The organism is Pseudomonas bubulae (genome assembly GCF_900618535.1).
In the GTDB taxonomy this organism is placed as follows: Bacteria; Pseudomonadota; Gammaproteobacteria; order Pseudomonadales; family Pseudomonadaceae; genus Aquipseudomonas; species Aquipseudomonas bubulae.
The window spans coordinates 251767-277565 of sequence record NZ_UYJA01000002.1 but is presented as its reverse complement, the minus strand read 5'-3'; the positions used below and the strand labels follow the sequence as shown (position 1 = coordinate 277565).

At 57.8% G+C, this 25799-nt stretch carries 24 protein-coding genes; 8 read left to right on the top strand and 16 right to left on the bottom strand.

The features are described from left to right. Positions 1 to 44: 44 nt before the first annotated feature. The 5 genes from fkpB to murJ all read right to left on the bottom strand — a co-directional run bounded on the left by fkpB (position 45) and on the right by murJ (position 6421). Positions 45 to 482 carry an FKBP-type peptidyl-prolyl cis-trans isomerase gene (gene fkpB / locus PPTH39_RS07910; RefSeq protein WP_086795845.1) on the bottom strand — a complete coding sequence of 146 codons (438 nt, stop codon included), beginning with the start codon at positions 480 to 482 and terminating at the stop codon, positions 45 to 47. Further along, positions 475 to 993 carry a signal peptidase II gene (gene lspA / locus PPTH39_RS07905; RefSeq protein ID WP_094999345.1) on the bottom strand — a complete coding sequence of 173 codons (519 nt, stop codon included), beginning with the start codon at positions 991 to 993 and terminating at the stop codon, positions 475 to 477. Before lspA ends, fkpB begins: the two co-directional genes overlap by 8 nt. Continuing rightward, a complete protein-coding gene (gene ileS, locus PPTH39_RS07900; RefSeq protein WP_095018377.1) occupies positions 986 to 3817 on the bottom strand; it encodes an isoleucine--tRNA ligase in 2832 nt (943 codons plus the stop codon). Before ileS ends, lspA begins: the two co-directional genes overlap by 8 nt. Further along, a complete protein-coding gene (ribF, locus tag PPTH39_RS07895) occupies positions 3814 to 4764 on the bottom strand; it encodes a bifunctional riboflavin kinase/FAD synthetase (protein ID WP_094999347.1) in 951 nt (316 codons plus the stop codon). The genes ileS and ribF overlap by 4 nt, the downstream gene beginning before the upstream one ends. A 118-nt stretch (positions 4765 to 4882) precedes the next feature. Continuing rightward, on the bottom strand, positions 4883 to 6421 hold the full coding sequence (gene murJ, locus PPTH39_RS07890; RefSeq protein ID WP_095018378.1) for a murein biosynthesis integral membrane protein MurJ: 1539 nt from the start codon (positions 6419 to 6421) through the stop codon (positions 4883 to 4885). A gap of 250 nt (positions 6422 to 6671) precedes the next feature. Between murJ and rpsT the strand changes: the two genes are divergently transcribed. Further along, positions 6672 to 6950 carry a 30S ribosomal protein S20 gene (gene rpsT, locus PPTH39_RS07885; RefSeq protein WP_003443902.1) on the top strand — a complete coding sequence of 93 codons (279 nt, stop codon included), beginning with the start codon at positions 6672 to 6674 and terminating at the stop codon, positions 6948 to 6950. A gap of 274 nt (positions 6951 to 7224) precedes the next feature. On the opposite strand, the gene PPTH39_RS07880 is transcribed toward rpsT, so the two are convergent. The 5 genes from PPTH39_RS07880 to rplU form a co-directional block, all read right to left on the bottom strand. Next, complete coding sequence (locus PPTH39_RS07880) at positions 7225 to 7686, bottom strand: CreA family protein (RefSeq protein ID WP_094999349.1); 462 nt, start codon at positions 7684 to 7686, stop codon at positions 7225 to 7227. A 14-nt stretch (positions 7687 to 7700) separates the two neighbouring features. Then, positions 7701 to 8819: a glutamate 5-kinase gene (gene proB / locus PPTH39_RS07875; RefSeq protein ID WP_019824017.1), complete on the bottom strand. Its 1119-nt coding sequence runs from the start codon at positions 8817 to 8819 to the stop codon at positions 7701 to 7703. Between the two features lie 123 nt (positions 8820 to 8942). Beyond that, positions 8943 to 10169 (bottom strand): Obg family GTPase CgtA, encoded by a 1227-nt coding sequence (cgtA, locus tag PPTH39_RS07870; RefSeq protein WP_094999350.1) that lies wholly within the window; start codon positions 10167 to 10169, stop codon positions 8943 to 8945. 197 nt (positions 10170 to 10366) lie between these two features. Further along, on the bottom strand, positions 10367 to 10642 hold the full coding sequence (gene rpmA, locus PPTH39_RS07865; RefSeq protein WP_003443913.1) for a 50S ribosomal protein L27: 276 nt from the start codon (positions 10640 to 10642) through the stop codon (positions 10367 to 10369). 34 nt (positions 10643 to 10676) lie between these two features. After that, positions 10677 to 10991, bottom strand: a complete 315-nt coding sequence (gene rplU, locus PPTH39_RS07860) for a 50S ribosomal protein L21 (protein ID WP_007901869.1) — start codon at positions 10989 to 10991, stop codon at positions 10677 to 10679. Between the two features lie 240 nt (positions 10992 to 11231). Between rplU and PPTH39_RS07855 the strand changes: the two genes are divergently transcribed. The 3 genes from PPTH39_RS07855 (at position 11232) to PPTH39_RS07845 (ending at position 13127) form a co-directional block, all read left to right on the top strand. Beyond that, positions 11232 to 12200: a polyprenyl synthetase family protein gene (locus tag PPTH39_RS07855; protein ID WP_095021257.1), complete on the top strand. Its 969-nt coding sequence runs from the start codon at positions 11232 to 11234 to the stop codon at positions 12198 to 12200. A 122-nt stretch (positions 12201 to 12322) separates the two neighbouring features. Next, on the top strand, positions 12323 to 12664 hold the full coding sequence (locus tag PPTH39_RS07850; protein ID WP_130871839.1) for a zinc ribbon domain-containing protein YjdM: 342 nt from the start codon (positions 12323 to 12325) through the stop codon (positions 12662 to 12664). A 190-nt stretch (positions 12665 to 12854) separates the two neighbouring features. After that, positions 12855 to 13127, top strand: coding sequence for a PA4570 family protein (locus PPTH39_RS07845; RefSeq protein ID WP_094999353.1), 273 nt, complete (start codon positions 12855 to 12857; stop codon positions 13125 to 13127). Between the two features lie 62 nt (positions 13128 to 13189). Here PPTH39_RS07845 and PPTH39_RS07840 read toward each other — a convergent pair whose 3' ends face one another. Both PPTH39_RS07840 and PPTH39_RS07835 read right to left on the bottom strand, forming a co-directional pair. Then, positions 13190 to 13807, bottom strand: coding sequence for an FKBP-type peptidyl-prolyl cis-trans isomerase (locus PPTH39_RS07840; protein ID WP_016779413.1), 618 nt, complete (start codon positions 13805 to 13807; stop codon positions 13190 to 13192). Between the two features lie 124 nt (positions 13808 to 13931). Next, complete coding sequence (locus PPTH39_RS07835; RefSeq protein WP_016779412.1) at positions 13932 to 14420, bottom strand: TIGR00645 family protein; 489 nt, start codon at positions 14418 to 14420, stop codon at positions 13932 to 13934. A 142-nt stretch (positions 14421 to 14562) separates the two neighbouring features. On the opposite strand from PPTH39_RS07835, the gene PPTH39_RS07830 reads away from it, so the two are divergent. Beyond that, complete coding sequence (locus PPTH39_RS07830; protein ID WP_095024964.1) at positions 14563 to 16395, top strand: hypothetical protein; 1833 nt, start codon at positions 14563 to 14565, stop codon at positions 16393 to 16395. Positions 16396 to 16403: 8 nt separating this feature from the next. Here PPTH39_RS07830 and PPTH39_RS07825 read toward each other — a convergent pair whose 3' ends face one another. Next, entirely contained in the window at positions 16404 to 16715 is a 312-nt protein-coding gene (locus tag PPTH39_RS07825) for a PA4575 family protein (RefSeq protein ID WP_094999355.1), read from the bottom strand. Positions 16716 to 16973: 258 nt separating this feature from the next. Then, positions 16974 to 19412, bottom strand: a complete 2439-nt coding sequence (locus tag PPTH39_RS07820) for a Lon protease family protein (RefSeq protein WP_130871838.1) — start codon at positions 19410 to 19412, stop codon at positions 16974 to 16976. A gap of 273 nt (positions 19413 to 19685) precedes the next feature. Here PPTH39_RS07820 and PPTH39_RS07815 point away from each other — a divergent pair, with 273 nt between their 5' ends. From PPTH39_RS07815 to PPTH39_RS07805, 3 genes are all read left to right on the top strand, one after another. Next, the gene (locus tag PPTH39_RS07815; RefSeq protein WP_029611228.1) at positions 19686 to 20174 is read left to right on the top strand and encodes a DUF3015 domain-containing protein; all 489 of its coding nucleotides are present in this window, start codon (positions 19686 to 19688) and stop codon (positions 20172 to 20174) included. Positions 20175 to 20253: 79 nt separating this feature from the next. Continuing rightward, a complete protein-coding gene (locus tag PPTH39_RS07810; protein ID WP_094999357.1) occupies positions 20254 to 22107 on the top strand; it encodes an Lnb N-terminal periplasmic domain-containing protein in 1854 nt (617 codons plus the stop codon). 14 nt (positions 22108 to 22121) lie between these two features. Beyond that, positions 22122 to 22415 carry a chorismate mutase gene (locus PPTH39_RS07805; RefSeq protein ID WP_095018382.1) on the top strand — a complete coding sequence of 98 codons (294 nt, stop codon included), beginning with the start codon at positions 22122 to 22124 and terminating at the stop codon, positions 22413 to 22415. A 46-nt stretch (positions 22416 to 22461) separates the two neighbouring features. Here the strand turns inward: PPTH39_RS07805 and gdhA are convergent, their stop codons facing one another. Beyond that, on the bottom strand, positions 22462 to 23799 hold the full coding sequence (gene gdhA, locus PPTH39_RS07800) for an NADP-specific glutamate dehydrogenase (protein WP_094999359.1): 1338 nt from the start codon (positions 23797 to 23799) through the stop codon (positions 22462 to 22464). Between the two features lie 282 nt (positions 23800 to 24081). Then, positions 24082 to 25749, bottom strand: coding sequence for an energy-dependent translational throttle protein EttA (gene ettA, locus PPTH39_RS07795; protein WP_094999360.1), 1668 nt, complete (start codon positions 25747 to 25749; stop codon positions 24082 to 24084). Positions 25750 to 25799 lie beyond the last annotated feature (50 nt).

The window sequence follows — 25799 nt, the reverse complement described above, 5'->3', positions numbered from 1 at the left end:
AGAAAAATAATGCCAATCAGGCCCGGCCGCAGCCGGGCACTGGATTACAGCGCTTGAACGTCTTTGATTTCCACGTCGAAGGTCAGGGTTTTACCTGCCAGCGGATGGTTGAAATCAATGGTGACTTGCTCGTCATCGAACTCTTTGACCACACCCGGAAGCTCGGTATTGGCCGCATCGTTGAAGATCACCAGCAAACCTTGCGACAACTCCATGTCCTTGAACTGCGAACGCGGAATGATCTGCACGTTTTGCGGGTTAGGCTGGCCAAAGGCGTTTTCCGGAAGAATCTCCAGTGTGCGCTTGTCACCCGCCTTGAAACCGAACAACGCCGCTTCAAACCCTGGCAGCAAGCTGCCATCACCCACCTTGAAAGTGGCCGGGGATTTGTCGAAGGTGCTGTCAACGGTGTCGCCATTTTCCAGACGCAAAGCAAAATGCAGAGTGACCTGCGTGTTCTGACCAATACGCTGCTCAGTCATGAGCGGGTTCCTCGGGCTTTTTACTTTTGAACATATCCAGTGCCAGCATCACGGCACCTACGCAAATCGCACTGTCGGCGAAGTTGAACGCAGGGAAGTACCAGCGATTTTGCCAATGCACCAGAATGAAATCGACCACATGACCGTAGACAATACGGTCATACAGGTTACCCAGTGCGCCGCCCAGAATCAGGGCAAGGGCAATGGCCAACCAGGTGTCATTGCGCCCCAGACGCTTGAGCCAGACCACCAGCACGGCACTGACCACGACCGCGATCAGGGCAAACAGCCAGCGCTGCCAGCCGGCACTGTCCGCCAGGAAGCTGAAGGCCGCACCGGTGTTGTAAGCCAGGGTCCAGCTGAACAGGTCGGGAATCACCACAATCTGCTGGTACATCTGCAGCGAATTGTCGAAGTAGACCTTGCTGGTCAGGTCAATGACCAGGACCAGCACAGTCAACCAGAGCCAGCCCAGGCGCCCGAAGCGCCCGGTAGTGCTGGTATTAGGCATAGTGACGTACCTCACCAGCGCCGCTGATATTGTCTACACAACGACCGCAGATTTCAGGGTGCTCGGGGTTAACGCCTACGTCTTCACGGCAGTGCCAGCAACGGGCGCACTTGGCATGGGCCGACTTGACCACCTTGAGTTTGAGGCCAGCCACTTCGGTAACCACGGCATCTGCTGGAGCCTGCGCAAAAGGCGCAACGCTGGCAGTGGAGGTGATCAACACGAAACGCAGCTCGTTGCTCAACTTGGACAAATCAGCAGCCAGCTGATCTTCGGCGAACAAGGTCACTTCTGCTTGCAAGTTACCGCCAATGGCCTTGGCTGCGCGCAAGTTTTCCATTTCCTTGTTGACCGCAACCTTGACCGCCATGATTCGCTCCCAGTAGGCGCGATCCAGTTCGGTGCCTTCCGGCAGTTCAGTCAGGCCTTCGTACCAGGTGTTGAGCATCACCGATTCGTTGCGCTCGCCCGGCAGGTACTGCCACAACTCATCAGCGGTGAACGCCAGGATCGGAGCGATCCAGCGCACCAGCGCTTCAGAGATGTGGAACAGCGCGGTCTGGCACGAACGGCGAGCCTTGCTGTTGGCGCCGGTGGTGTACTGGCGGTCCTTGATGATGTCGAGATAGAAACCGCCCAGCTCCTGAACGCAGAAGTTGTGCACCTTGGAGTACACGTTCCAGAAACGGTATTCGCCGTAATGCAGCTCCAGCTCACGTTGCAGCAGCAACGCACGATCCACCGCCCAGCGGTCCAGTGCCAGCATTTCTTCGGCAGGCAGGATGTCGGTGGCTGGATTGAAACCGGTCAGGTTCGACAGCAGGAAGCGTGCGGTATTGCGGATACGTCGGTAGGCGTCCGCACTGCGCTGCAGGATCTGGTCGGAAACCGCGATTTCGCCCGAGTAGTCGGTCGAGGCAACCCACAGACGCATGATGTCGGCGCCCAGGGTGTCGTTGACCTTTTGCGGTGCAATCACGTTGCCCAGCGACTTGGACATCTTGCGGCCCGCTTCGTCCACGGTAAAACCGTGGGTCAGCAGCTCGCGGTACGGCGCGTGGTTGTCGATGGCGCAACCGGTCAGCAACGACGAGTGGAACCAGCCACGGTGCTGGTCGGAGCCTTCAAGGTAGAGGTCGGCACGCGGGCCGGTCTCGTGACCCATCGGGTGCGAACCGCGCAGAACATGCCAGTGCGTGGTGCCCGAATCGAACCATACATCCAGGGTATCGCTGATCTTGTCGTACAGCGGCGCTTCGTCGCCCAGCAGCTCGGCAGCATCCAGCTTGAACCACGCCTCGATGCCTTCGACTTCAACGCGCTTGGCCACTTCTTCCATCATTTCGACGGTGCGCGGGTGCAGCTCGCCGCTTTCCTTGTTCAGGAAAAACGGGATCGGCACGCCCCAGTTGCGTTGACGCGAGATGCACCAGTCCGGGCGGTTGGCGATCATCGAGTGCAGGCGCGCCTGACCCCAGGCCGGAACGAACTGGGTGTCTTCGATCGCTTGCAGCGCACGGGTGCGCAAGGTATCGCCATCAGTCGGCTGCTTGTCCATACCGATAAACCACTGGGCGGTGGCACGGTAGATCAGCGGCGTCTTGTGGCGCCAGCAGTGCATATAGCTGTGGCTGATGGTCTCGGTGAACATCAACGAACCGACTTCGATCAGCTTGTCGATGATGTTCTGGTTGGCCTTCCAGATGAACTGGCCACCGAAGAACTCCAGCGACGGCACGTAAACGCCATTGCTTTGCACCGGGTTGATGATGTCGTCGTTGACCATGCCATAGGCTTTGCAGGTCACGAAGTCGTCTACGCCGTAGGCTGGAGCCGAGTGAACCACACCAGTGCCAGCACCCAGCTCAACGTAGTCGGCCAGATAAACAGGCGACAGACGGTCATAGAACGGGTGACGGAAGTTGATCAGTTCAAGCGCTGAGCCAGTGGTGGTGGCGATGACCGAACCCTGCAGGTTGTAACGCGCCAGACTCGATTCGACCAGTTCTTCAGCCAGTACCAGCAACTTGTCGCCCACGTCGACCAGCGCGTAGGTGAATTCCGGGTGTACGTTAAGCGCCTGGTTGGCCGGAATGGTCCACGGGGTGGTGGTCCAGATCACGATCGAAGCAGGTTTGCTCAGTGCCGCCAGACCAAAGGCCTCTGCCAGCCTGGCTTCGTCGGCAACCGGGAAGGCAACGTCGATGGCCGCAGACTTCTTGTCCTGGTATTCAACTTCAGCTTCAGCCAGGGCCGAACCGCAATCGAAGCACCAGTTCACCGGCTTGAGGCCCTTGAACACAAAACCGCCCTTGACGATCTCAGCCAAAGCACGGATTTCACCGGCTTCGTTTTTGAAGTCCATGGTTTTGTACGGGTTGGCGAAATCACCCAGCACACCCAGACGGATGAACTCGGATTTCTGCCCCTCGATCTGCTCGGTGGCGTAGGCACGGCACAGCTCGCGGGTTTTATCCGCGCTCAGGTTTTTACCGTGGGTCACTTCGACCTTGTGTTCAATCGGCAAACCATGGCAATCCCAGCCCGGCACATACGGCGCGTCAAAACCCGACAGGGTCTTGGAGCGGATGATCATGTCTTTCAGAATCTTGTTCAGCGCATGACCGATATGGATAGTGCCGTTGGCGTACGGAGGACCGTCGTGAAGTACGAACTTCGGACGATCCTTGCCAATCTCGCGCAACTTCCCGTACAGGCCAATGCTGTCCCAGCGCTGCAAAATTTGCGGTTCGCGCTGTGGCAGGCCGGCCTTCATTGGGAAGGCGGTGTCCGGGAGGTTTAGCGTGGCTTTGTAGTCGGTCATTTCAGGCTCTTTTTAAGCGGTTGACCCAGCCAAAAGGCTCGGGCGGCGGCGACGTCCGCATTGATCGCCGTCTTGAGCGCCTCCAGGGAGGCGAAACGCTGCTCATCACGCAGCTTGTGGTGGAATGCCACGTTCAAACGCCGACCATACAGATCGCCGGCGAAATCCAACAGATGTACTTCAAGATGGGCGCTGCCATCCCCTGCTACGGTTGGCCGCACGCCGATATTGGCGACGCCGGGCCAGGTTTTACCGTCGATCTCGACGCTGGCCAGGTACACCCCGGTCAACGGCACACGACGACGCTTGAGCTGGATATTGGCGGTCGGCGTGCCCAACTGGCGCGCCAGTTTTTGCCCGTGCAATACCCGGCCAGCGATTTGAAAAGGGCGCCCCAGCAAACGCTCTGCCAGGGAGAAGTCGGCACTGGCCAGAGCATCACGCACCTTGGTGCTGCTGATGCGTACGCCATCAAGCTCAACCGTTTGCGCCGCCTCGACGGTGAAACCCTGCATCTGGCCAGCCTGCTGCAAAAAGTCAAAATCGCCGACGCGATCGCAGCCAAAACGGAAGTCGTCACCGACCTCCAGATGCTGCACGCCCAGGCCGTCGACCAGAATGGTATCGACGAATTCGGCGGCGCTGAGCTTGCACAGACGTTGATTGAACGCCAGGCACAGCACCCGGTCGACTCCGGCGTCTGCCAGCAGTTGCAGCTTGTCGCGCAACCGGGCCAGACGTGCAGGAGCCGTATCCGGGGCGAAGAATTCGCGCGGCTGCGGCTCGAAAATCACCACGCAGCTGGGCACGCCCAACTCCAGTGCACGCTCACGCAGCCGGCCCAGGATAGCCTGGTGACCACGGTGTACACCGTCAAAGTTGCCAATAGTGGCGACACAGCCCCGATGCTGGGGCCGCAGATTGTGAAGGCCTAGAACCAGCTGCATAACGCGCTTCTTGCTCATAAAGTGGTCGATTATAACCACACCCGGCCCAGTACGACAGGCAACAGCGCAAGGCAAATCGGGTCAATTCGACAAAATCGACGTCTGACCCGTCATTAGCTTACATAAGTGACTTGCGGGCGAAATCCTTCAAACGCAGCCCCAACAGCAGCAGCATACCGAAATACGCCAGCACGCCCGCGACAACCAAGCCGCCCAGACGAATAAAGCGCTCCAGCATATTGCCGTGATCCCAGGCCGGCATCAGGTGCATCAAGCCCAGCAATACCGCCGACATCACGGCTACGGCCAGCACCAGCTTGAACAGGTATTTGGTCCAGCCCGGCTGGGCGACAAACAGCTTTTGCCGGCGCAACTGCCAGAACAGCAGCCCGGCATTGATACAGGCGCCTACGCTGATGGCCAACGCCAGCCCCGCATGCTGCAACGGAACGATAAAGACCAGGTTGAGCAACTGCGTCACCACCAGGGTGAATACCGCTATTTTGACTGGCGTGCGAATGTTTTGCTGTGCATAAAAGCCTGGCGCCAACACCTTGATAATGATGATTCCGAGCAGGCCCAGCGAATAAGCGATCAATGCACGCTGGGTCATGGCCGCATCCAGCGCCGTGAACTGGCCGTACTGGAATAGCGAAACGGTAAGCGGCTCGGACAGGATGGCTAGCGCCAGGGAACATGGAAGCACCAGCACAAAACACAGGCGCAAGCCCCAGTCGAGAATACGCGAATACTCCTGACGGTCTTTGTTGGCGTAGGTCTTGGACAGGGTTGGCAGCAGGATGGTGCCCAGCGCCACCCCCAGCACTCCTGAAGGCAACTCCATTAGACGGTCCGCGTAGTACATCCATGACACCGATCCAGCCACAAGGAATGAGGCAAATATCGTATTGATGATCAGAGAGATCTGACTGACCGAGACCCCAAGGATGGCTGGCAGCATCTGTTTCATCACCCGCCACACGCCGGTATCGCGCAAATTGAGCCTTGGCAGCACCAGCATGCCGATCTTTTTCAGGTGTGGCAGTTGAAACAGCAACTGCGCCAGACCACCCACCAGCACGGCCCAGCCCAGAGCCATCACCGGCGGATCGAAATACGGCGTCAGGAACAACGCAAACACAATCATGCTGACGTTAAGCAGGGTCGGCACAAAGGCCGGCACCGCAAAACGGTTCCAGGTATTGAGGATCGCCCCCGCCAGGGATGACAGCGAGATCAGCAGGATATAAGGGAAGGTGACCCGCAGCATGTCGCTGGTGAGCTCGAATTTTTCAGGGGTCGTGGCGAACCCCGGGGCCGTTGCCCAGATGACCCAGGGGGCCGCCACCATGCCCAGCACGGTGACAATGGCCAGCACCAGGGTCAAAAGCCCGGCGACATAAGCGACAAAAGTGCGGGTCGCCTCCTCGCCCTGCTGGCTTTTGTACTCGGCCAGAATCGGCACAAAGGCCTGGGAAAAAGCGCCCTCGGCGAAGATCCTGCGCAGCAGGTTTGGCAGTTTGAAGGCAATAAAGAATGCATCCGTGGCCATTCCGGCACCGAAGGCACGGGCAATAATGGTGTCGCGAATGAAGCCCAGAACCCTGGAAATCATGGTGATTGAGCTGACGGCAGCCAACGACTTGAGCAAATTCATTGAAAGAGTTTTTGCCTATAGAGAAAGAGCAGGCGAACAAAGCGCCCACTTATGCGATACTGCGCGCCGCAACAGCACAGAGCCAAGCTCGCGAGTTTACAGGTCAAGCGCCGGAAATAAATATCCCGTCTGCCTCGATCCACCACTCAGCGGAACGCATCAAACGCCCTTGACAAGAGTTCTCGTCATCGGCATGATTCGCGGCCTATTTTGTTTGTTATTTCCCAAAAGTCTTTCGAGGAGCTCGACGGTGGCCAACACACCTTCCGCCAAAAAACGTGCAAAACAGGCTGAGAAGCGTCGCAGCCACAACGCCAGCCTGCGTTCCATGGTTCGTACCTACATCAAGAATGTAGTTAAAGCCATCGACGCAAAAGACGCTGCTAAAGCGCAAGCTGCTTATGTTCTGGCTGTTCCTGTTATCGACCGTATGGCCGATAAAGGTATCATCCACAAGAACAAAGCTGCTCGCCATAAGAGCCGCCTGAATGGCCACGTCAAGGCGTTGAACCTTGCGACTGCTGCTTAAGCGATAAGCTTTTTAAAAAACCGACCTTAGGGTCGGTTTTTTATTGCCTGCGATTTAAGCGACACCCTTGTAGCAGCTGCCGAAGGAACGAGGCTGCGTTCGGTTGCGCAGCGACCGCAAATATTCAAACCCAAGCTTGTCTGACACACAGCAAAACCCGGTTTTACGACGGCTCCGCCGCCGAACGCAGCCTCGTTCCTTCGGCAGCTGCTACAGAGCCGGTAAAATCCGCACAATAAAAAGCCGCGACCAGCGCGGCTTTTCTTGAAGACCGTTACTCGTGTGGCCACGGCAAAATCGGAATTGCCGTCACCGCATTCTGCGGGCTACCTTCAATTAGACGGTCGCTGTACACCAGATACACCAGCGTATTGCGCTTTTTATCCAGGAAACGCACCACCTGCATGGTCTTGAAGACCAGCGAAGTCCGCTCCTTGAACACCTCATCACCCTCTTTCAGGTCACCCTTGAAGCTGATCGGCCCGGTCTGACGGCAGGCAATCGACGCCTCGGCACGATCTTCAGCCAAACCCAGACCACCTTTCATGCCACCCGTCTTGGCACGAGAAAGGTAGCAAGTCACGCCATCTACCTTGGGATCATCGAATGCTTCTACGACGATACGATCATTAGGCCCGACAAATTTGAAGACCGTCGACACCGAGCCAATTTCTTCCGCCGAGGCCATTAGCGGCATCGCCAACATCAAACCCAATAAACCGCCAATCAAGCGCATACCACACCTCAAATTCAAACCAGAATCAGGTTATCGCGATGAACCAGCTCAGGTTCCGCCATATAACCCAACAAACCGACAATCGCATCCGACGATTGCCCGATAATTTTTTGCGCCTCGGCAGCACTGTAGTTCGCCAGGCCACGAGCGATCTCCCGCCCGTCCGGCGCGACGCACACCACCATCTCGCCACGACGGAAACCGCCCTGAACCGCCTTGACCCCTACAGGCAACAGGCTTTTATTGCCCTTGGACAAGGCCGCCACAGCGCCTTCATCCAGCACCAGCGTGCCACGGGTCTGCAAGTGCCCGGCCAGCCACTGCTTGCGCGCAGCCAGCAGGCCACGCTCCGGGGACAGCAAGGTACCCAGTCGCTCGCCCGCCTTGAGACGATCCAGCACCCGCTCCAGACGCCCACCCACAATGATCGTGTGCGCACCGGAACGCGCCGCCAGGCGCGCCGCACGCAACTTGGTCTGCATGCCGCCACGCCCCAACGCACCACCGGTACCGCCTGCCACTGCATCCAGCGCCGGATCATCGGCACGCGCCTCGTAGATCATCTTGGCATCAGGATTGTTGCGCGGATCAGCATCAAACATGCCGTCGCGATCGGTCAGGATCACCAGCAGATCAGCCTCGACCAGATTAGCCACCAACGCGGCCAGCGTATCGTTGTCACCGAAGCGGATTTCGTCCGTGACCACCGTGTCATTTTCATTGATGACCGGGATCACGCCCAATTCCACCAGCGCACGCAGGGTGCTGCGGGCATTGAGGTAGCGTTTGCGATCAGACAGATCGTCATGGGTCAGCAGGATCTGCGCGGTATGCCGGGAATGCTCGGCAAAGCTCGACTCCCAGGCCTGCACCAACCCCATCTGACCAATAGCCGCAGCAGCTTGCAGCTCGTGCATGGCACTCGGTCGCACCGTCCAGCCCAAGCGGCTCATTCCGGCCGCAACCGCACCCGAAGACACCAGCACCAGCTCTACGCCAGCCTCGTGCAACGCCACCATCTGTTCAACCCAAACGCCCATCGCCGCGCGATCCAGGCCCTTGCCATCCGCTGTCAGCAACGCGCTGCCGATCTTCACGACCCAGCGCTGCGCACCCGTCACCTTGCTCCGCATCATCATCCAACCTATGCCTGAGAGCAGCGCGACCGAGCGCCACCCATGGAATTATTTTTGATTACCAAATCGTAGATGCTAAAACGCCGCTCATTGAGCGGCGCTGTAGTTTACTGCAACGAATCAGTCGCGGACGTAAATGATTTCCGGACCATCTTCATCATCAACATCTTCTTCGTCCCAGTCATCTTCACCGATGTCATGGACGCTCTTCACGCCGCTGCGACGCAGGGCACGCTTGTCATCCAGCGCCTGCAACTGCGCACGCGCTTCATCTTCGATACGCTGATCCAGCTCGGCCAACTCTTGCTTGTAGGCAGGGTCAGCAGCCAGACGATCAGCACGATCTTCCAGATAACGCATGATGTCGTGGCACAGCTTTTCGGTACCGATCTTGGCAATGGCCGAGATCACGTAAACCGGGCCAGTCCACTCAAGGCGATCAACCACTTCCTTGACGCGCGCTTCGTGCTCGTCTTGTGGCAGCGAATCGCACTTGTTCAGCACCAGCCAACGATCACGCTCAGCCAGCGACGGGCTGAACTTGGTCAGTTCGTTAACGATGACTTCCGCGGTATCAGCAGCGCTCTCGCTACCCTCAACCGGCGCCATGTCAACGAGGTGCAACAACAGACGGGTACGCGCCAGGTGCTTGAGGAAACGGATCCCCAGGCCAGCACCATCGGAAGCCCCTTCGATCAGACCCGGAATATCGGCGATCACAAAGCTCTTCCAGCGATCCACGCTGACCACACCCAGGTTTGGCACCAGGGTGGTGAACGGATAATCCGCCACTTTTGGCTTGGCCGCAGACACCGAACGAATAAAGGTACTTTTACCGGCATTCGGCAAGCCCAACAGGCCAACGTCAGCCAACACCTTCAACTCCAGTTTCAGGTCACGCTGCTCACCCGGCTTACCCGGCGTGGTCTGGCGTGGCGCACGGTTGGTACTGGATTTGAATCGGGTATTACCCAGACCGTGCCAACCGCCATGCACCACCAGCAAACGCTGGCCGGCCTTGGTCAGGTCGCCAATGATTTCCTGGGTGCCAGCGTCGATCACGGTAGTGCCGACCGGAACACGCAGCTCCAGATCCTCACCCTTGCGACCGGTGCAATCCGTACTGCCGCCATTCGAGCCACGCTGGGCGTCAAAGTGACGGGTGTAACGGTAGTCAACCAGGGTGTTGAGGTTTTCGTCGGCGACCATGTAGATCGAGCCGCCATCACCGCCATCACCACCGTTTGGCCCACCGTTTTCGATGAACTTCTCACGACGGAAACTCATGCAACCGTTACCACCGTCGCCTGCTTTTACTTTGATCGATACTTCATCTACAAACTTCATAACAAAACGCGCCTCTCGTCATCAGGACGAGCCGATAAAAACCAAGACATAAGACTCTTGCAAAAATGAGCGCAGCGACCTCAATCAACGACCGTTAAATCCAGCGCCAGCAGCCCATACAAACAGTTTTGCAAGAGACTCACCCCACAAACGAAAAAGCCCCGTCGCAAGACAGGGCTCTTCCAGCTACCAAGCTATTACGCCGCGACGACTGCAGTCTTCGGAACGATGCTTACATAGCGACGACCGAAGGCGCCTTTAACCTGGAACTTGATCACGCCTTCCACTTTCGCGAACAGGGTGTGATCTTTGCCCATACCAACGCCGTAGCCAGCGTGGAATTGGGTGCCGCGCTGACGCACGATGATGTTGCCCGGAATGATAGCCTGGCCGCCATACATCTTCACGCCAAGGCGTTTGGCTTCTGAGTCGCGACCGTTACGGGTACTACCACCAGCTTTTTTGTGTGCCATGAGTCAATTCTCCTAGTGAGGAATTAGGCTGAAATTAAGCCTGAATACCGGTGATTTTGATCTCGGTGTACCACTGGCGGTGGCCCATACGCTTCATGTGGTGCTTACGACGACGGAACTTGATGATGCGGACTTTATCGTGACGACCTTGGGAGATCACTTCAGCCACAACAGTGGCGCCAGGTACAACTGGAGCGCCGATGTTCACGTCATCGCCATTGGCGACCAACAGAACGCGATCAAAAGTTACGGATTCGCCGGTAGCGATTTCCAGTTTTTCGATCTTCAGGTATTCACCTGGAGCTACTTTGTATTGCTTGCCACCAGTAACGATTACTGCGTACGACATGGTATTTCTCCGATAATCCTGCTCACCCAGCGCTTTATAGGTAAAGGTATTGGCTGGCATGGCTGCATGGGGCTGGAACGGCCCAGATGCAATTGCGTAAGGCAGGTGCTGCCCAGGAAGTTCAGGGTGCGCGATTGTACGCAAGGCAAGTCAGGCTTGCAAGGGGCCGTCCATCCGCCTTGACAGGCCCAGCCCCCCGACCTAGCATGCCGCGCAACCCTTCTGGAGCACCTGTCGCTGATGCAACCCCAAGCTTTCTACCGCGCGGTGGCGGACGATTTTAGCGCCGTCGATGGCATCATCAAGAAGCAGCTGACTTCACGCGTACCGCTGGTCTCAAAAATCGGCGACTACATTACTTCGGCCGGCGGCAAGCGCCTGCGTCCTTTATTAGTGTTGCTGTGTGGCAAGGCCCTGGGTCGCGAAGGCGACGACTTGCGCCTGCTGGCCGCCACCATTGAGTTCCTGCACACCGCCACCCTGCTGCACGACGACGTGGTCGACATGTCGGGCATGCGCCGTGGCCGCAAGACTGCCAATGCTACCTGGGGCAATGCCCCCAGCGTACTGGTCGGCGACTTTTTGTACTCGCGCTCCTTCGAGATGATGGTTGAGCTGGGCTCGATGCCAGTGATGAAAATCCTGTCGCAAGCCACCCGCATCATCGCCGAAGGCGAAGTATTGCAGCTGTCCAAAGTGCGCGACGCCAGCACCACCGAAGAAACCTACATGGAAGTCATCCGCGGCAAGACCGCGATGCTGTTCGAGGCTTCGACCCACAGCGCTGCAGCGCTGGCCGGTGCCACGCCAGAGCAGAGCGAAGCGCTGCGCACCTTTGGCGATCACCTGGGCGTGGCATTCCAGCTGGTGGACGACCTGCTCGACTACCGTGGCGATGCCGAAACCCTGGGCAAGAACGTCGGTGACGATCTGGCCGAAGGCAAACCGACCCTGCCGCTGATCTACACCATGCGTGAAGGTACGCCTGAACAGGCAGCCCTGGTGCGCAAAGCGATCCAGAAAGGCGGTATCGAGGACCTGGAGAGCATTCGCGAAGCCGTTGAGGCCTCTGGTTCCCTGGACTACACCGCCCGGCTGGCTCGCGACTTCGTGGCCCGCGCCATTGTGTGCCTCGAAGCCTTGCCGCCAAGCGAATACCGCGATGCGCTGGTTGAGCTGAGCGAGTTTGCTGTAGCACGCACGCACTGACTGCCTGTGGGAGCGGGCAAGCCCGCTCCCACAGGGTCAATCTGCCCCGCCATTACCCGCCTCGCACTAAAACCCTATACAATACGTGCCTTTTAGCCATCCTGACTCTTAAGGAGCTTTGAGTGAGCACGTTGCCACCCTGCCCAAAATGCAATTCCGAATACACCTACGAAGACGGCGCCCAGCTGATCTGCCCGGAATGCGCCCACGAGTGGTCTGCCAGTGGCGACGCTGAAACAGCCGATGACATGAAAGTCTACAAAGACTCCGCAGGCACCGTACTGACCGACGGTGACACCATCACCGTGATCAAGGACCTGAAAATCAAGGGTACTTCCCTGGTGGTTAAAGTGGGCACCAAGGTCAAGAATATCCGCCTGTGCGACGGCGACCACGATATCGACTGCAAGATCGATGGCATTGGCCCGATGAAACTCAAATCCGAGTTCGTACGCAAGGTCTGATTCTGCTGCATGCCTTCCTGTGCCCTGCGCAGGAAGGTGCTACACCCTCCCCCGCCCAGCAACATCAAAAAGCCAGCAACCTTGATCCCCAGCAGTTCTAACGCAGAAAGATCAGAAATCCGCCAATAGGCACTTGCTATTAATTGAATAAGAATTATTCTCATTGGTATTCATCAAGGAGATGACGACCATGACTTATTTAATTGATGCCTGGCTGGACCGTCCACACCCTTATCTGCGAATCCTGCATCGGGAAACCGGGGAAGTCTGTGCGGTACTGGAAGAAGAAGCACTAAGCGAGCTACAGGATCAGGGCGACCTGGATTTCAACGGCCTCAATTCCAGCGAGCCGGTGGTGCTCAAGGAGTTGGTGCGCAATCTGTTTCTGTTCTGCTATGCCCGGGCATTGCGCCCTTGCGGCACGACTGACACTCACCCGCACCACGCCAAGATACAGATATGACGGCACCGGTGTAGCTGCGGGTTTGCCAGCAAACCCGCAGCCAACGTTAAAACGCGGGGTTCTTACAGAACGTCCAGCAGCTCTACGTCGAATACCAGCACGCTGTGCGGAGCAATGCTGCCAACGCCCTGGGCGCCGTAGGCCAGTTCGCTCGGCACGTAGATGCGCCATTTGCTACCGGCGTTCATCAGTTGCAGGGCTTCAGTCCAGCCAGCGATCACGCCGCCAACCGGGAATTCAGCCGGCTGACCACGATCGTAGGAGCTGTCGAACACAGTGCCATCAATCAGGGTGCCGTGGTAGTGAACACGTACGGTGTCTTCACGGGATGGCTTGGCGCCTTCACCCGCGGTTACCACTTCAAATTGCAGGCCGGAAGCCAGGGTGGTGATACCGTCTTTCTTGGCGTTTTCAGCCAGGAAAGCCTTGCCTTCGCCCGCAGCAGCTTCTGCCTTGGCAGCGGCTTCAGCTTGCATGATCTCGCGGATCACCTTGAAGCTAGCCGACATTTCTTCCTGGCCTACACGGCTTTCCTTGCCTGCGTAGGCGTCAGTCAGACCAGCCAGGATTGCATCCAGGCTGATGCCAGGTGGCGGGTTGTCGCGCAACTGGTCGCCCAACTGGCGGCCAATGCCGTAGCTGACGCGGGTTTCGTCGGTCGACAGATTTACTTCGGACATAACACTGCTCCGCTGTGGAGGGGCCGGAAAGAAGCCGCGTCAACCGCGACCCCGAACACCCTGAACCAAAAAAGGGCCAGCAGACTACCACAGCCCCCAAAGCCTTCGCAGCCCGGGGTTGGCTTCAGTGTTTGGTCAGCTTGTCCAGATAGCCCATTGCAAACGCCGACACCACAAAGGTCATGTGAATAATCACGTACCACATCAGGTACTCGGTCTCGATATTGCGCGCGTCCATAAACACCCGCAGCAGGTGGATCGACGAAATGGCCACAATCGATGCCGCGACTTTCATCTTCAGCGAGGTGGAGTCCATGGTGCCCAACCAGCTGAGCTTCTCCTTGTGCTCGTCGATATCCAGTTGCGAAACAAAGTTCTCATAACCGGAAATCATCACCATGACCAGCAAACCGCCTACCAGCGCCATGTCGATCAGCGACAGAATGACCAGGATCAAGTCAGACTCAGTTAGCGCAAACACGTTGGGGATTACGTGAAACACTTCCTGAAAGAACTTCAATGCCAAAGCCAGCAGGCCCAGTGAGAGCCCGAAGTAAATAGGCGCCAAAATCCAGCGCGAGGCGTACATTGCGTTTTCGATAAAGCGTTCCATTGAATCTCACAGGCTATTACAAAATGGGCGCGAGTATATCAGTGCGAAAAGCACTGTGTTAAAGGCTTGGAAACAGCCTGTAAAAACATTTTCTGCTAGTGTCCACCCTCTCAGCATTGTTTACGGACAGGAAAACCGAACCATGGATCTGCGATTCCCCCTGGCTTGTTTTGGGCTTTCGATGGCTTTGCTCGCTGTCGGCGGCTGCTCTCCTGACGACGAACATCAGCAGGCCAGCCTTGAGGAACGCAGCGCAGCGTTCGAACAGAGCCTGGACGGGATCAAGGATCAGCAGCTCAAGGATGCTGTGGCCGACCTCGGCGGCTCCTTGTTGTTGCTCGAACGGGCACGCCTCAAGCTGCAAGACAAGCCGATAGAAACCGAATACGGTGCCGACGACCTGGCGGTGCTCAAGCACTACCCGAGCAGCCAGGCGCTTACCGATACCTATATCAACGGTTTGTTTGTACTGCGCAAAAATACAAGTTCCGATTACCTGACGGACCTGGAGCCGGTCTTCCCGTTCCCGCTTAACAGTGCATCCGAGTTCCCGTTCCCCCATGCGCTGGAATGGCAGTCGGTAACCCTGAGCAACAAGCAAGAGGTGCCTTTTGCGCCGGAATGGTCCGAGAGCGATCCCGGCATCCAGCTGAGCCCCTCCAGCGCCAACCTGAGCAACCCTGACGACCTGACCGTCACTTACCCCTATATCGACGGGGTTGAAACCGCCAACACCCAACAACCTCAACCCCTGACACTGCACGGCAAAGTCGAAGTCATCGCGCCGGGCAAAGTGGTCAATTTCAACCTCACTGCCAAGGACGTGGGTAAAACCAGCACCCACGGCACGATCAGCGTAACCCTGCTGGCACTGGGCAAGAACTTTGCCGAAGTGGATATCGTCAACAGCGCTGCACTGGCCGAACAAGTGCGTGACACCCCGCTCAATCCGCTGATCATCCAGGCCCGCGACCGTACCGGGCAGTTCCTGACACGCTCAGGCTCAATCAACGAAAACGCCGAACAACTGGCGTTTTATCAGCAGCAATTGGCCGAAATGCTCAAGCAAACTGCCTGGAGTGACGCTTTCGAGCAACAACTGGATAACGAGCAAAAGGCCTTCGATCAGCAGCACCCGCATCACTACAGCAAGGTGTACTTCAACGGTACAGTGGAAAATGTCGACATCAACGTGCTCGATTTCTCCACCGCCAATGTCACCCGCAAGTCCCTCGACCTGCCTGTGCGCACACTGGACAAAAACGTGCTGGGCAAAGACATACAGCCCCTGCCGCTCAACGTCGTGGTGTATGACGATCAGGCCGCCAACTATTTGAAAGACGCCACGCTGGCACCCGAGCAACTGGAAAAAAGCGTGGTGATCAGCCAGTCGGTGGACGATGCCAGTGCCGCGTCCCTTGAGTTCAGCCACCCTGCCACTTTCAACGGTGAAATGCTCGGTACGCTCCCGGACACGTCTGACGCGCCGGTGACCTTTTTTGCTGAAGACGACAACGGTAATCGCAGCGAGCCACTGGAACTGCCCGCCGAAGCCTTCGATGTGGACCCGCATGCAGGCGTTATCACCTACGACCTCAACCTGTTCCCCGAGACGCCAGCCTATGCGGTGGGCTCAATCCCCCTGTTTATTGCCGACATCGACAAACAAGAGCTGGATATCACTCGCCTGCCCAAAGGCCTTGAACTCAAGGGCAATGCCCTGATCGTTGATCAAAAAGTGTTCCCGGCCGAGGCCTGGCGCTTTTATGCCAAGGACGACACGGGTAATTATCTGAAGGAAGTGGCCGCAGTCAGCCATAGCAGCGAACCCGATGGGGCGGCCGTATTTGACGTGCACTACTTTTATGGCCAGCCGACCCGACTGGAAAGCTATGCCCGCACCGCGCTGAACCCTGTCGAGTACGGATTTGAAGTCAAACTCGACAAAGCCCCTGAAGCCAGCACGCCACAATAAAACGCTGCCTAGCCGTGGCAACGCCCACCATTGATCTGCCGCAACTGGGCCTGCACATGCAGGCACCAGATCTGCGGGTCGTTGGCGAGTTCATAACCATGCAGGGTCAGGCTTTCAACGATTGATTCAAGAATGGTTTCGGCCACGAACGGCCCGGGAAACGGGCCCTGCGCCTTGATCGTTGAGGGTTGTTCGCCTGCCAGGCCGGCGGCGAAGAGCAGTGTCCACATCCCGTTGTTGCCTGCCAGCGGTCGAATGCTGCATTCAATACGGGTCACCAGGCCCAAGCATTGGCGAGTAAGGCAAAGGTTGCGCGACATGACGGCGACCCTCGGTAGAGTCTGTCTTCAGCCGCAGACTACGGGCTGCATCGATCCGGTGACGACAGTGGTGTCCATGACCTGAGAATAGAAGAAAATTTGCGTATGAAAAGTCACCAATGACCAACGGCTTTGTCGATTGGCATCGCAGATCTGTGGGAGCGGGCTGGCCCGCGATTGGATTGCCGCGGTGTAACCATTCCTCCGCGTCGTTCGCATCGCGAGCAAGCCCGCTCCCACAGGTTTCGCTTTAAGGGATCAGGCCGGTTTTTTCGCTGCCAGGGCTTCCGCCAGCAACTCCTTTTCGGCTTCCTTGAGGTCGTCGTCGTTGATCATTTCAGCAATCACCCGCAACCGCTCGACTACCCGGGCATTGACGCTGCCTTCAGGGAATTGTCCCTCTGCATCCGGCTCTCCCGCAGGCTCACCCACCAGCAAACTCAGGGCCTCATCGGCCTGACGCACGGCATAGACGTGGAACTTGCCATCACGCACTGCCTGCAGCACCTTCTCGTCCAGCATCAGGGTAGCCACGTTGGCCTGCGGAATGATCGCGCCCTGCTCGCCTGTCAGCCCGCGTGCTTCGCAGAGTCGGAAGAAGCCTTCGATCTTCTCGTTGACCCCACCCACGGCCTGCACTTCGCCGAACTGGTTGATCGAGCCGGTAATGGCAAAACACTGCTTGAGCGGGGTTTTTGACAGTGCCGAAATCAGCGTACAGGCCTCCCCCAGCGACGCACTGTCGCCATCGACATAACCGTAGGACTGCTCCAGCGCGATGCTGGCCGAAATCGCCAGCGGGAATTCCTGGGCATAACGGCTGCCCAGGTATCCGGTCAAAATCATCACACCCTTGGAGTGGATAGGCTGCCCCAGGTTAACTTCGCGCTCGATATCGACAATACCGCTGCCGCCCGGATACACCGTGGCGGAAATCCGCGCAGGCACACCAAAGGCCGAGTCGCCGACTTCCAGCACCGTCAGGCCGTTGCACTTGCCCACGGCCGCGCCATCGGTATCGATCAGGATGATCCCCGCCAGCATGTCATCCAGGATACGCGCCGAGACTCGTCCGGTACGGGTTGCCTTGGCCTTGAGCGCACGCTCGATATGACCCGCATCGGTCATTTCATCGCCCGCCAGGTGACGGATGAAGTCCGCTTCGCTGACCAGTTGGAACAGATCGCCAATACGCGCCGACAAACGTCCCTGGTGCTCGGCCAGACGCGCGCTGTAGGTCGCCAGCCGCGCCACCGCACCGGCGGTCAGCGGTGCCATGCCTTCTTCCGAAGTGCGTGTAGTGAGCAACTGGGCAAACTGCTCAAGGCTCTCATCAACCATCGGGATATCTTCGTCGAAGTCCACCAGAACCCGGAACATTTCCTGGAAGTCCGGATCCAGGTCCTGCAGCGTGTAATACAGCTGGCGGGCACCGATGATGATGACCTTGACCTGCAGGGGGATGACCTGCGGGTTGAGCGTCACGGTGGCCAGGCGCCCCATTTCGCCCAGCGGCGACTCCATCTTCAGCTTGCGCGATTGCAGGGCACGCTTGAGAGCATCCCAGACAAAAGGCTCGCTGAGCATTTTCTCGGCTTCAAGAATCAAAAAGCCGCCATTGGCACGGTGCAAGGCGCCCGGACGCAACTGCCGATAAGTGGTGTAGAGCGCGCCCTGGTCGGTGCTGTATTCGATACGGCCAAACAGGTTGTCGTAGGTCGGGTGCGGCTCGAACACTACCGGCGCACCGCCGCTTAGCGGCTGCCCTACCACCAGGCTCGGCAGGTACTGCTCTTCAAGCAGCTTGCGCGCCTGGGCGTCGGTCTTGCTGTCGTCGACCAGTTGCTCGACCACGGTTTTCAGCAAGTAAACCTGCATCGCCTGCAGATAACCGCAAACCGCGGCATTTTCGGCGTATTTTTGCGACAACGGCGACAGCAACGGCTGCAGGGCCAGGGTGATGGTTTCTTCGTTCAGTTGGCGCAGCTGATTGTTCGACTCACGCCTCCACTGCGGCAGACTGGCCAGCTCTTCGTTCAGTCGCTCCTCCAGCTCGGAAATATCTTCATGGAAGCGTTCACGATCAGCCTCAGGCAATTGCGAAAACTCGGCCTCATCCAGCGCCTTGCCATCACTCATCGGCGTAAATGCCACGTTGCTGCTGTCGCGATAGAGCGCCACGCCTTTTTCCAGGGCCAGACGCTCGATCACATCCAGCGCACGGTCGTAACGCTGATTGAAGCCGCGGTCGATCGCGCTTTTGCGTTGTTGATACGTCGGGTGTTCAAACACTGCCGGGAAGGTCGCCAGCAGGTTGTCGATCAAGTGATTGATATCGCCAATAAAGGCACCAGCGCTACTGGACGGCAGCTCCAGGGCTCGCGGCTCACGGGGCTCATCGAAGTTGTTGACGTAGACCCAGTCGCTCGGCGACTTCAGGCGCTTGCCCTCGGCCTTGAGGTAGCGTTTGACGAACGAGAAACGACCGGTTCCCGGCTCGCCCATGACAAAAACGTTGTAACCCGGACGTGGCATGGCCACGCCGAACTGCAAGGCCTCGACCGCACGTTCCTGGCCGAGAATGCCGCGAAAAGGCTCCAGATCATTGGTGTTCGAGAAGCTGAACTGTTCAGCAGAAAAAGGACGGGTTAGCGCATCAGGCGCTAGACGCAAGCTGGTGGCAACAGAATCAGGCATCGGGCTTCCTTACATCGGGCGGGGCAGATGGCAGCATTCTGGCGCTGGCTGTACATCACTGGCAAGGCGAACAACACGGGAAAGCTCGCCCCCCAATGTTTAGGGGCCAAAAATGTGCAGCAACAGCGATTGTTTTACAAAAAGCCACGGAACCCCCCGATCGTGCCTAGACTCCAAGCTGTTACGCGGCTGGACGGTATAACCGGCCCGTACTGGCGCTTCAGGGCCAGAAACCCTTGTCCATTGGTTGCATACCTATAGAGAACAAAGCTTATGAAACGGATTCTTCTTGGTACTCTCTTTACAGTTGTTTCCCTCAACGCCATGGCCCAGGCACCGGGCGGCCCTAACTGCGGTTGGGGCAACATGCTGTTTGAAGGCCAGCGCGGCACTCCTGCCCACTTCCTGGCATCCACCACAAACGGCACGTCCGGCAACGCCACCTTCGGCATGACCTCCGGCACCAACGGCTGTACCACCAAGGACGCCCTGACTTACGGCGGCAAATCGTGGATTGCCATGAATGGCATGATGAACGAGCTGTCCGAAGACATGGCCAAAGGCAATGGCGAAGCACTGACCACCTACGCTGTGGTACTGGGCGTCGCCCCTGAAGACCGCGAGCATTTCGCCGCCGTCACCCACGAGCACTTCCAGCAAATCTTCAGCAAAGCCGATGTCACGGCTGAAGACGTACACAGCAATACTCTGGCCATCCTCAAGGGCGATGCACGCCTGGCCAAATACGCCACCGCTGCGTAAGTAAATGAGACCCGCCCGCTCCTCTCGGAGCGGGTATTCTCCTGCTTCACTTCTCTTCGTCTGACAACAGTTGCCGAACATGCTCAAACGCCTTGCCTATCTGGCGCTCTGTGCCTGCGCCCCGCTGTATGCCGCACCCCATATCGACGATCAACGTGTGCAACAGTTGGCCAACGACCCTTTCTGGATTTCGCTGGGGCACTACGAAGCCGGCAAGCTGAGCGGCTGGCGAAGCTATGTCAGCGACGACAAATTCTTTCTCGCCGCCGAGGGTGCCCATCACCCTGATGCCGAACTGCGTGCCACGGTTGAGGCGTTGTATGCGCCCTTGAGCCTGGGCGACAAACACCCGCAGTGCGTGTACCCGGCCCGTACCCGCTGGCTCAAGGCCCAACTGAATCTGACCGATCTGCCCAAGGCCGAATGCGCAGAGTTCAGCCAATGGTTCAAGGACGTGGCACCCCACAGCACGGTGATGATTTTCCCGGCGGCCTACCTCAACAGCCCGTCCTCCATGTTCGGCCATACCCTGTTACGCATCGACCAGGCCGATGTGCAGGACAACAAGACCGCCCTGCTCAGCTACGCGATCAACTTCGGTGCCTATATCGAAGGTTCCGACAACAGCATCCTGTACGCCTGGAAGGGCTTGGCCGGTGGCTATCCGGGCCTGTTCGCCCTGGTGCCCTATCAAGAGAAACTCTCGGAGTACCGGAGCCTTGAAAACCGCGACCTGTGGGAATACCGCCTTAATCTGACACCCGAAGAAACCCAACGCATGGTTGAACATGTGTGGGAACTCAAACAGATCCAGTTCGACTATTTCTTCTTTGACGAAAACTGCTCCTACCGCCTGCTGGAGCTGCTGCAAGTGGCCCGCCCGGGCCTGCAACTGACCACCCAGTTTCCGCTGACCGCGATCCCCACCGACACCGTGAAAGCGGTCAAGGAAGCCGGACTGGTTGAAAGTATCGAGTACCGCCCGTCCCGCGAACGGGAGCTGCTGGACCGGGCCAAGGCCCTCGATCCAGAAGAGCAGCAATGGGTATTGCAGGTCAGCGCCGATCAGGCCCAATTGCAAACCCCGGCCTTCAAGGCTCTGCCCAAAGCGCGCCAGGCGCTGATTATCGACGCGGCTTACCGGCTTGAACGGTACCGGGCCAATGGCCTTGAGCGCGATCCTGCACGCTCGCAGCGCAGTTTCGAACTGCTACGGGCGATCAATCAGAACCCCGCGCCAGAACTGCAAGTCGACAAACCCGAACTGCCTGAAAACGGCCACGAGTCGCGTACCTGGCAGCTGGGCGCCGGTAGCCGTGACGACAAGGCCTTTGCCGAATATGGCCTGCGCATGGCTTACCACGACCTCAACGACAACGCACCGGGCTTTCCCCTGGGCGCGCAGATTGAAATTCTGCAACTGAAACTGCGCCAGTACGAAGGCAACAAGTGGCAAGTGCAACAACTGGACCTGGCCAATATCCGCTCCCTGACCCCGCGCAATGACCTGCTGCAACCCTGGTCATGGCAAGTGGGCGGCGGGCTGGAACGGGTACTCGGCAAACATGGCGACGAAAACCTGGTCAGTCATGTCAATGGCGGTGCAGGCGGCACCTGGCAATTGGCGGACAATATGCTCGGTTTCGCTCTCGGTACGGTACGCATCGAGCACAACAACGACTTCGCGGCGTTTGTATCACCGGCAGCGGGCTTCAATACCGGGCTTCTTTGGCGTAACCCGGTGGGCAACCTGAGCCTGGAAGCCAAGGGCGACTACTTCACCAACGGTGAAGTCCGTCGTAGCCTGAGCCTTAATCAGCAATGGGAAGTTTCGCGAAATCTTGGTCTGCGCCTGAGCGCACAGCGTGAGTTCAGCAAACTGACCACCCCTATCAACGAAGTGATGCTGGAGCTGAAGTGGTATCACTACTAAGGAGTTTTCAAGACATGGTTGTTAATTGTGATTCCCTCGAGCAGGTGCGCGAGAAAATCGACGGGCTGGATCGCCAGATTGTCGGCCTGATCGCCGAGCGCGGGGCTTACGTATCGCAGGCGGCGCGGTTTAAAAAAGACAGCGATGCGGTCAGGGCGCCGCAGCGGGTTGAGCAGGTGATTGGCAAAGTGCGGACGTTGGCCGATGAGCTGGGCGCCAACCCGGACGTCACTGAAAGCGTCTACCGCGCCATGATCGCGGCCTTTATCGAACAGGAACTGGCTGAACACAAGACGCTTGCAAAATAGACAGCCCCAATGTGGGAGCGGGCTTGCCCGCTCCCACAGGATGGGGTTACACCACGCCCTGCGCCAGCATTGCGTCGGCAACTTTGACGAAACCGGCAATGTTCGCGCCTTTTACGTAGTTGATCCGCCCGTTTTCCTCGCCGTAGTGCACGCAAGCGTGGTGGATCGACTGCATGATGTTGTGCAACTTGCTGTCCACTTCGCCGGCCGTCCACAGCAGACGCATGGCGTTTTGCGACATTTCCAGCCCGCTCACCGCCACGCCACCGGCGTTGGATGCCTTGCCCGGTGCAAACAAAATACCTGCTTCGATAAACAGATCGACCGCTTCCAGGGTGGTCGGCATGTTCGCACCTTCAGCCACGCACACGCAGCCATTGGCCAGCAACGTACGGGCCGCTTCAGCGTCCAGTTCATTCTGGGTAGCGCATGGCAGCGCGATATCACACGCCAGGCTCCACGGGTGCTGCCCTGCCAGGAATTCAACCCCGAACTGCCCCGCCAACTCGCTGATACGGCCGCGCTTGACGTTTTTCAGTTCCATGAGCGCTTCCCACTGCTCTTCGCTCAAACCGGCTTCGCAATACAGCGTGCCTTCGGAATCCGACAGCGAAATAACCTTGCCGCCCAGGTCCATGACCTTGCGCGCGGCGTATTGCGCCACGTTACCCGAGCCCGAAATCGCCACGCGCTTGCCGTCGATGCGCTGGCCGCTGCGCTTGAGCATTTCCTGGGCGAAGTACACACAACCAAAGCCGGTAGCTTCAGGACGGATCAGACTGCCACCGTAGCTCATGCCTTTGCCGGTCAATACGGAGGTGAACTGGTTGCTCAGGCGCTTGTACTGACCAAACATAAAGCCGATTTCGCGGGCGCCGACACCGATGTCGCCTGCTGGCACATCAACATCCGAACCGATATGGCGATACAGCTCGCTCATAAAGGCCTGGCAGAAACGCATGACTTCGGCGTCGCTCTTGCCCTTGGGGTTGAAGTCCGAACCGCCCTTGCCGCCGCCCATGGGCAAGGAGGTCAGGGAGTTCTTGAAGGTTTGCTCAAAGGCCAGAAACTTGAGGACGCCCAGATTCACCGACGGATGAAAACGCAGACCGCCCTTGTACGGACCAATGGCGCTGTTCATCTGGATACGGAAGCCGCGGTTAACCCGCACTTTGCCTTCGTCATCTACCCACGAAACGCGGAACACGATCGCACGCTCTGGTTCGCAAATGCGCTCAAGAATCCCTGAAGTCAGATAATGCGGATTGGCTTCAAGAAACGGCCACAGACTGCGAAGGACCTCTTCCACTGCCTGGTGGAATTCTGGTTGGTCCGGGTCACGTTTTTTCAGGCGGGCAAGGAACTGGTCGACGGATTCGATCATGGTAAGTCTCGGCAAATTTATTGTCGTTAAACGGAGATTGACCGGAACTTTATCAATTCATGTGGCACCGCGACAGCGCAAAATGTCGCAGTTATGAATTTAAATGGTGCATTTATATAAATAGCACCGATTTATCGGGCTTTTGCGCACCAAAAAAATACTTCTTGTACCCAGTTTCGCACCAACTTATAAACGCCAAAATCCCATTGTGGGAGCGGGCAAGGTTTGTGATGCGCAAAAAAAACGGCGCCCGAAGGCGCCGTTCTGTGATGCAAACCGCCCTTACTGGGCCAGTTTTTTGTGACGCACACGGTGCGGCAGGGTAGCCGCTTCGCCGAGGCGCTTTTTACGGTCAGCTTCGTACTCGGTGTAGTTACCTTCGAAGAAGATCGCCTGCGAGTCGTCTTCGTACGCCAGGATGTGAGTCGCGACGCGGTCAAGGAACCACCGATCGTGAGAGATCACAATGGCGGCGCCAGGGAAGTCCAGCAGTGCTTCTTCAAGCGAACGCAATGTCTCAACGTCAAGGTCGTTGGACGGTTCGTCGAGCAGCAGCACGTTGGCGCCCTCTTTCAAGGTCAGGGCCAGGTGCAGGCGACCACGCTCACCACCGGACAGATCCTTGACGAACTTCTGCTGATCGCCACCTTTGAAGTTGAAACGACCTACATAGGTACGCGACGGGATTTCATAGTTACCAATACGGATCACATCGGAACCGTCAGAAATCGCCTGGAACACCGTCTTGCTGCCATCCAGGTCGTCACGGCTCTGGTCAACGCACGCCAGTTGCACGGTTTCACCGATTTCGATGCTGCCCGAATCCGGCTGTTCCTTGCCCATCAGCATGCGGAACAGGGTCGATTTACCGGCACCGTTACCACCGATCACGCCAACGATGGCGCCTTTGGGCATGGCGAACGACAGGTTGTCGATCAGCACGCGATCGCCGTAACCCTTGGAGACGTTCTTGAACTCGATAACCTTGTCACCCAGGCGCGGACCGGCCGGGATGTAGATTTCGTTGGTTTCGCTGCGCTTCTGGAATTCCTGCGACTGCAGTTCTTCGAAACGTTGCAGACGGGCCTTGGACTTGGACTGACGCGCCTTGGCACCTTTGCGAACCCATTCCAGCTCGTCTTTCATGGCCTTTTCATGGGCCGACTGCTGCTTGGATTCCTGGGCCAGACGATCGGACTTGGCTTCCAGCCAGCCCGAATAGTTGCCCTCGTAAGGAATGCCCGCACCGCGGTCAAGCTCCAGAATCCAGCCCGCTACGTTGTCCAGGAAGTAACGGTCGTGCGTAATCGCAACCACGGTACCCGGGAAGTCGTGCAGGAAGTGCTCCAGCCAGGCGACCGAATCGGCATCCAGGTGGTTGGTCGGTTCATCGAGCAGCAGCATGTCCGGGGCCGACAGCAGCAGGCGACAAAGGGCAACACGGCGCTTCTCACCACCCGACAGGTGCTCTACCTTGGCATCCCAGGCTGGCAGGCGCAGCGCATCGGCTGCAACTTCCAGCTGGCGCTCAAGGTTGTGCCCGTCGCTTGCTTGCAGGATCGCTTCGAGCTTGGCCTGTTCTGCGGCCAGCTTGTCGAAGTCGGCATCAGGGTCGGCATATTCGGCATACACTTGATCAAGACGCGCCTGAGCGTCCTTGATCACGCTAACGGCTTCTTCAACCACTTCGCGTACGGTTTTGCTCGGATCCAGCTGCGGTTCCTGCGGCAGGTAACCGATGTTCAGGTCCGGCATCGGACGGGCTTCGCCGTCGAACTCGGTGTCAACGCCTGCCATGATTTTCAACAGGGTGGATTTACCCGAACCGTTCAAGCCGAGTACGCCGATTTTGGCCCCCGGGAAAAACGACAGGGAGATGTTTTTCAGGATTTCCCGCTTCGGCGGAACAACTTTGCTCAGCCGATGCATGGTGAAAACGTATTGAGCCATGGATAACCTAGGGTCAGTGACGGGTGAATAAGGCGCGAGCAATGCCCGGA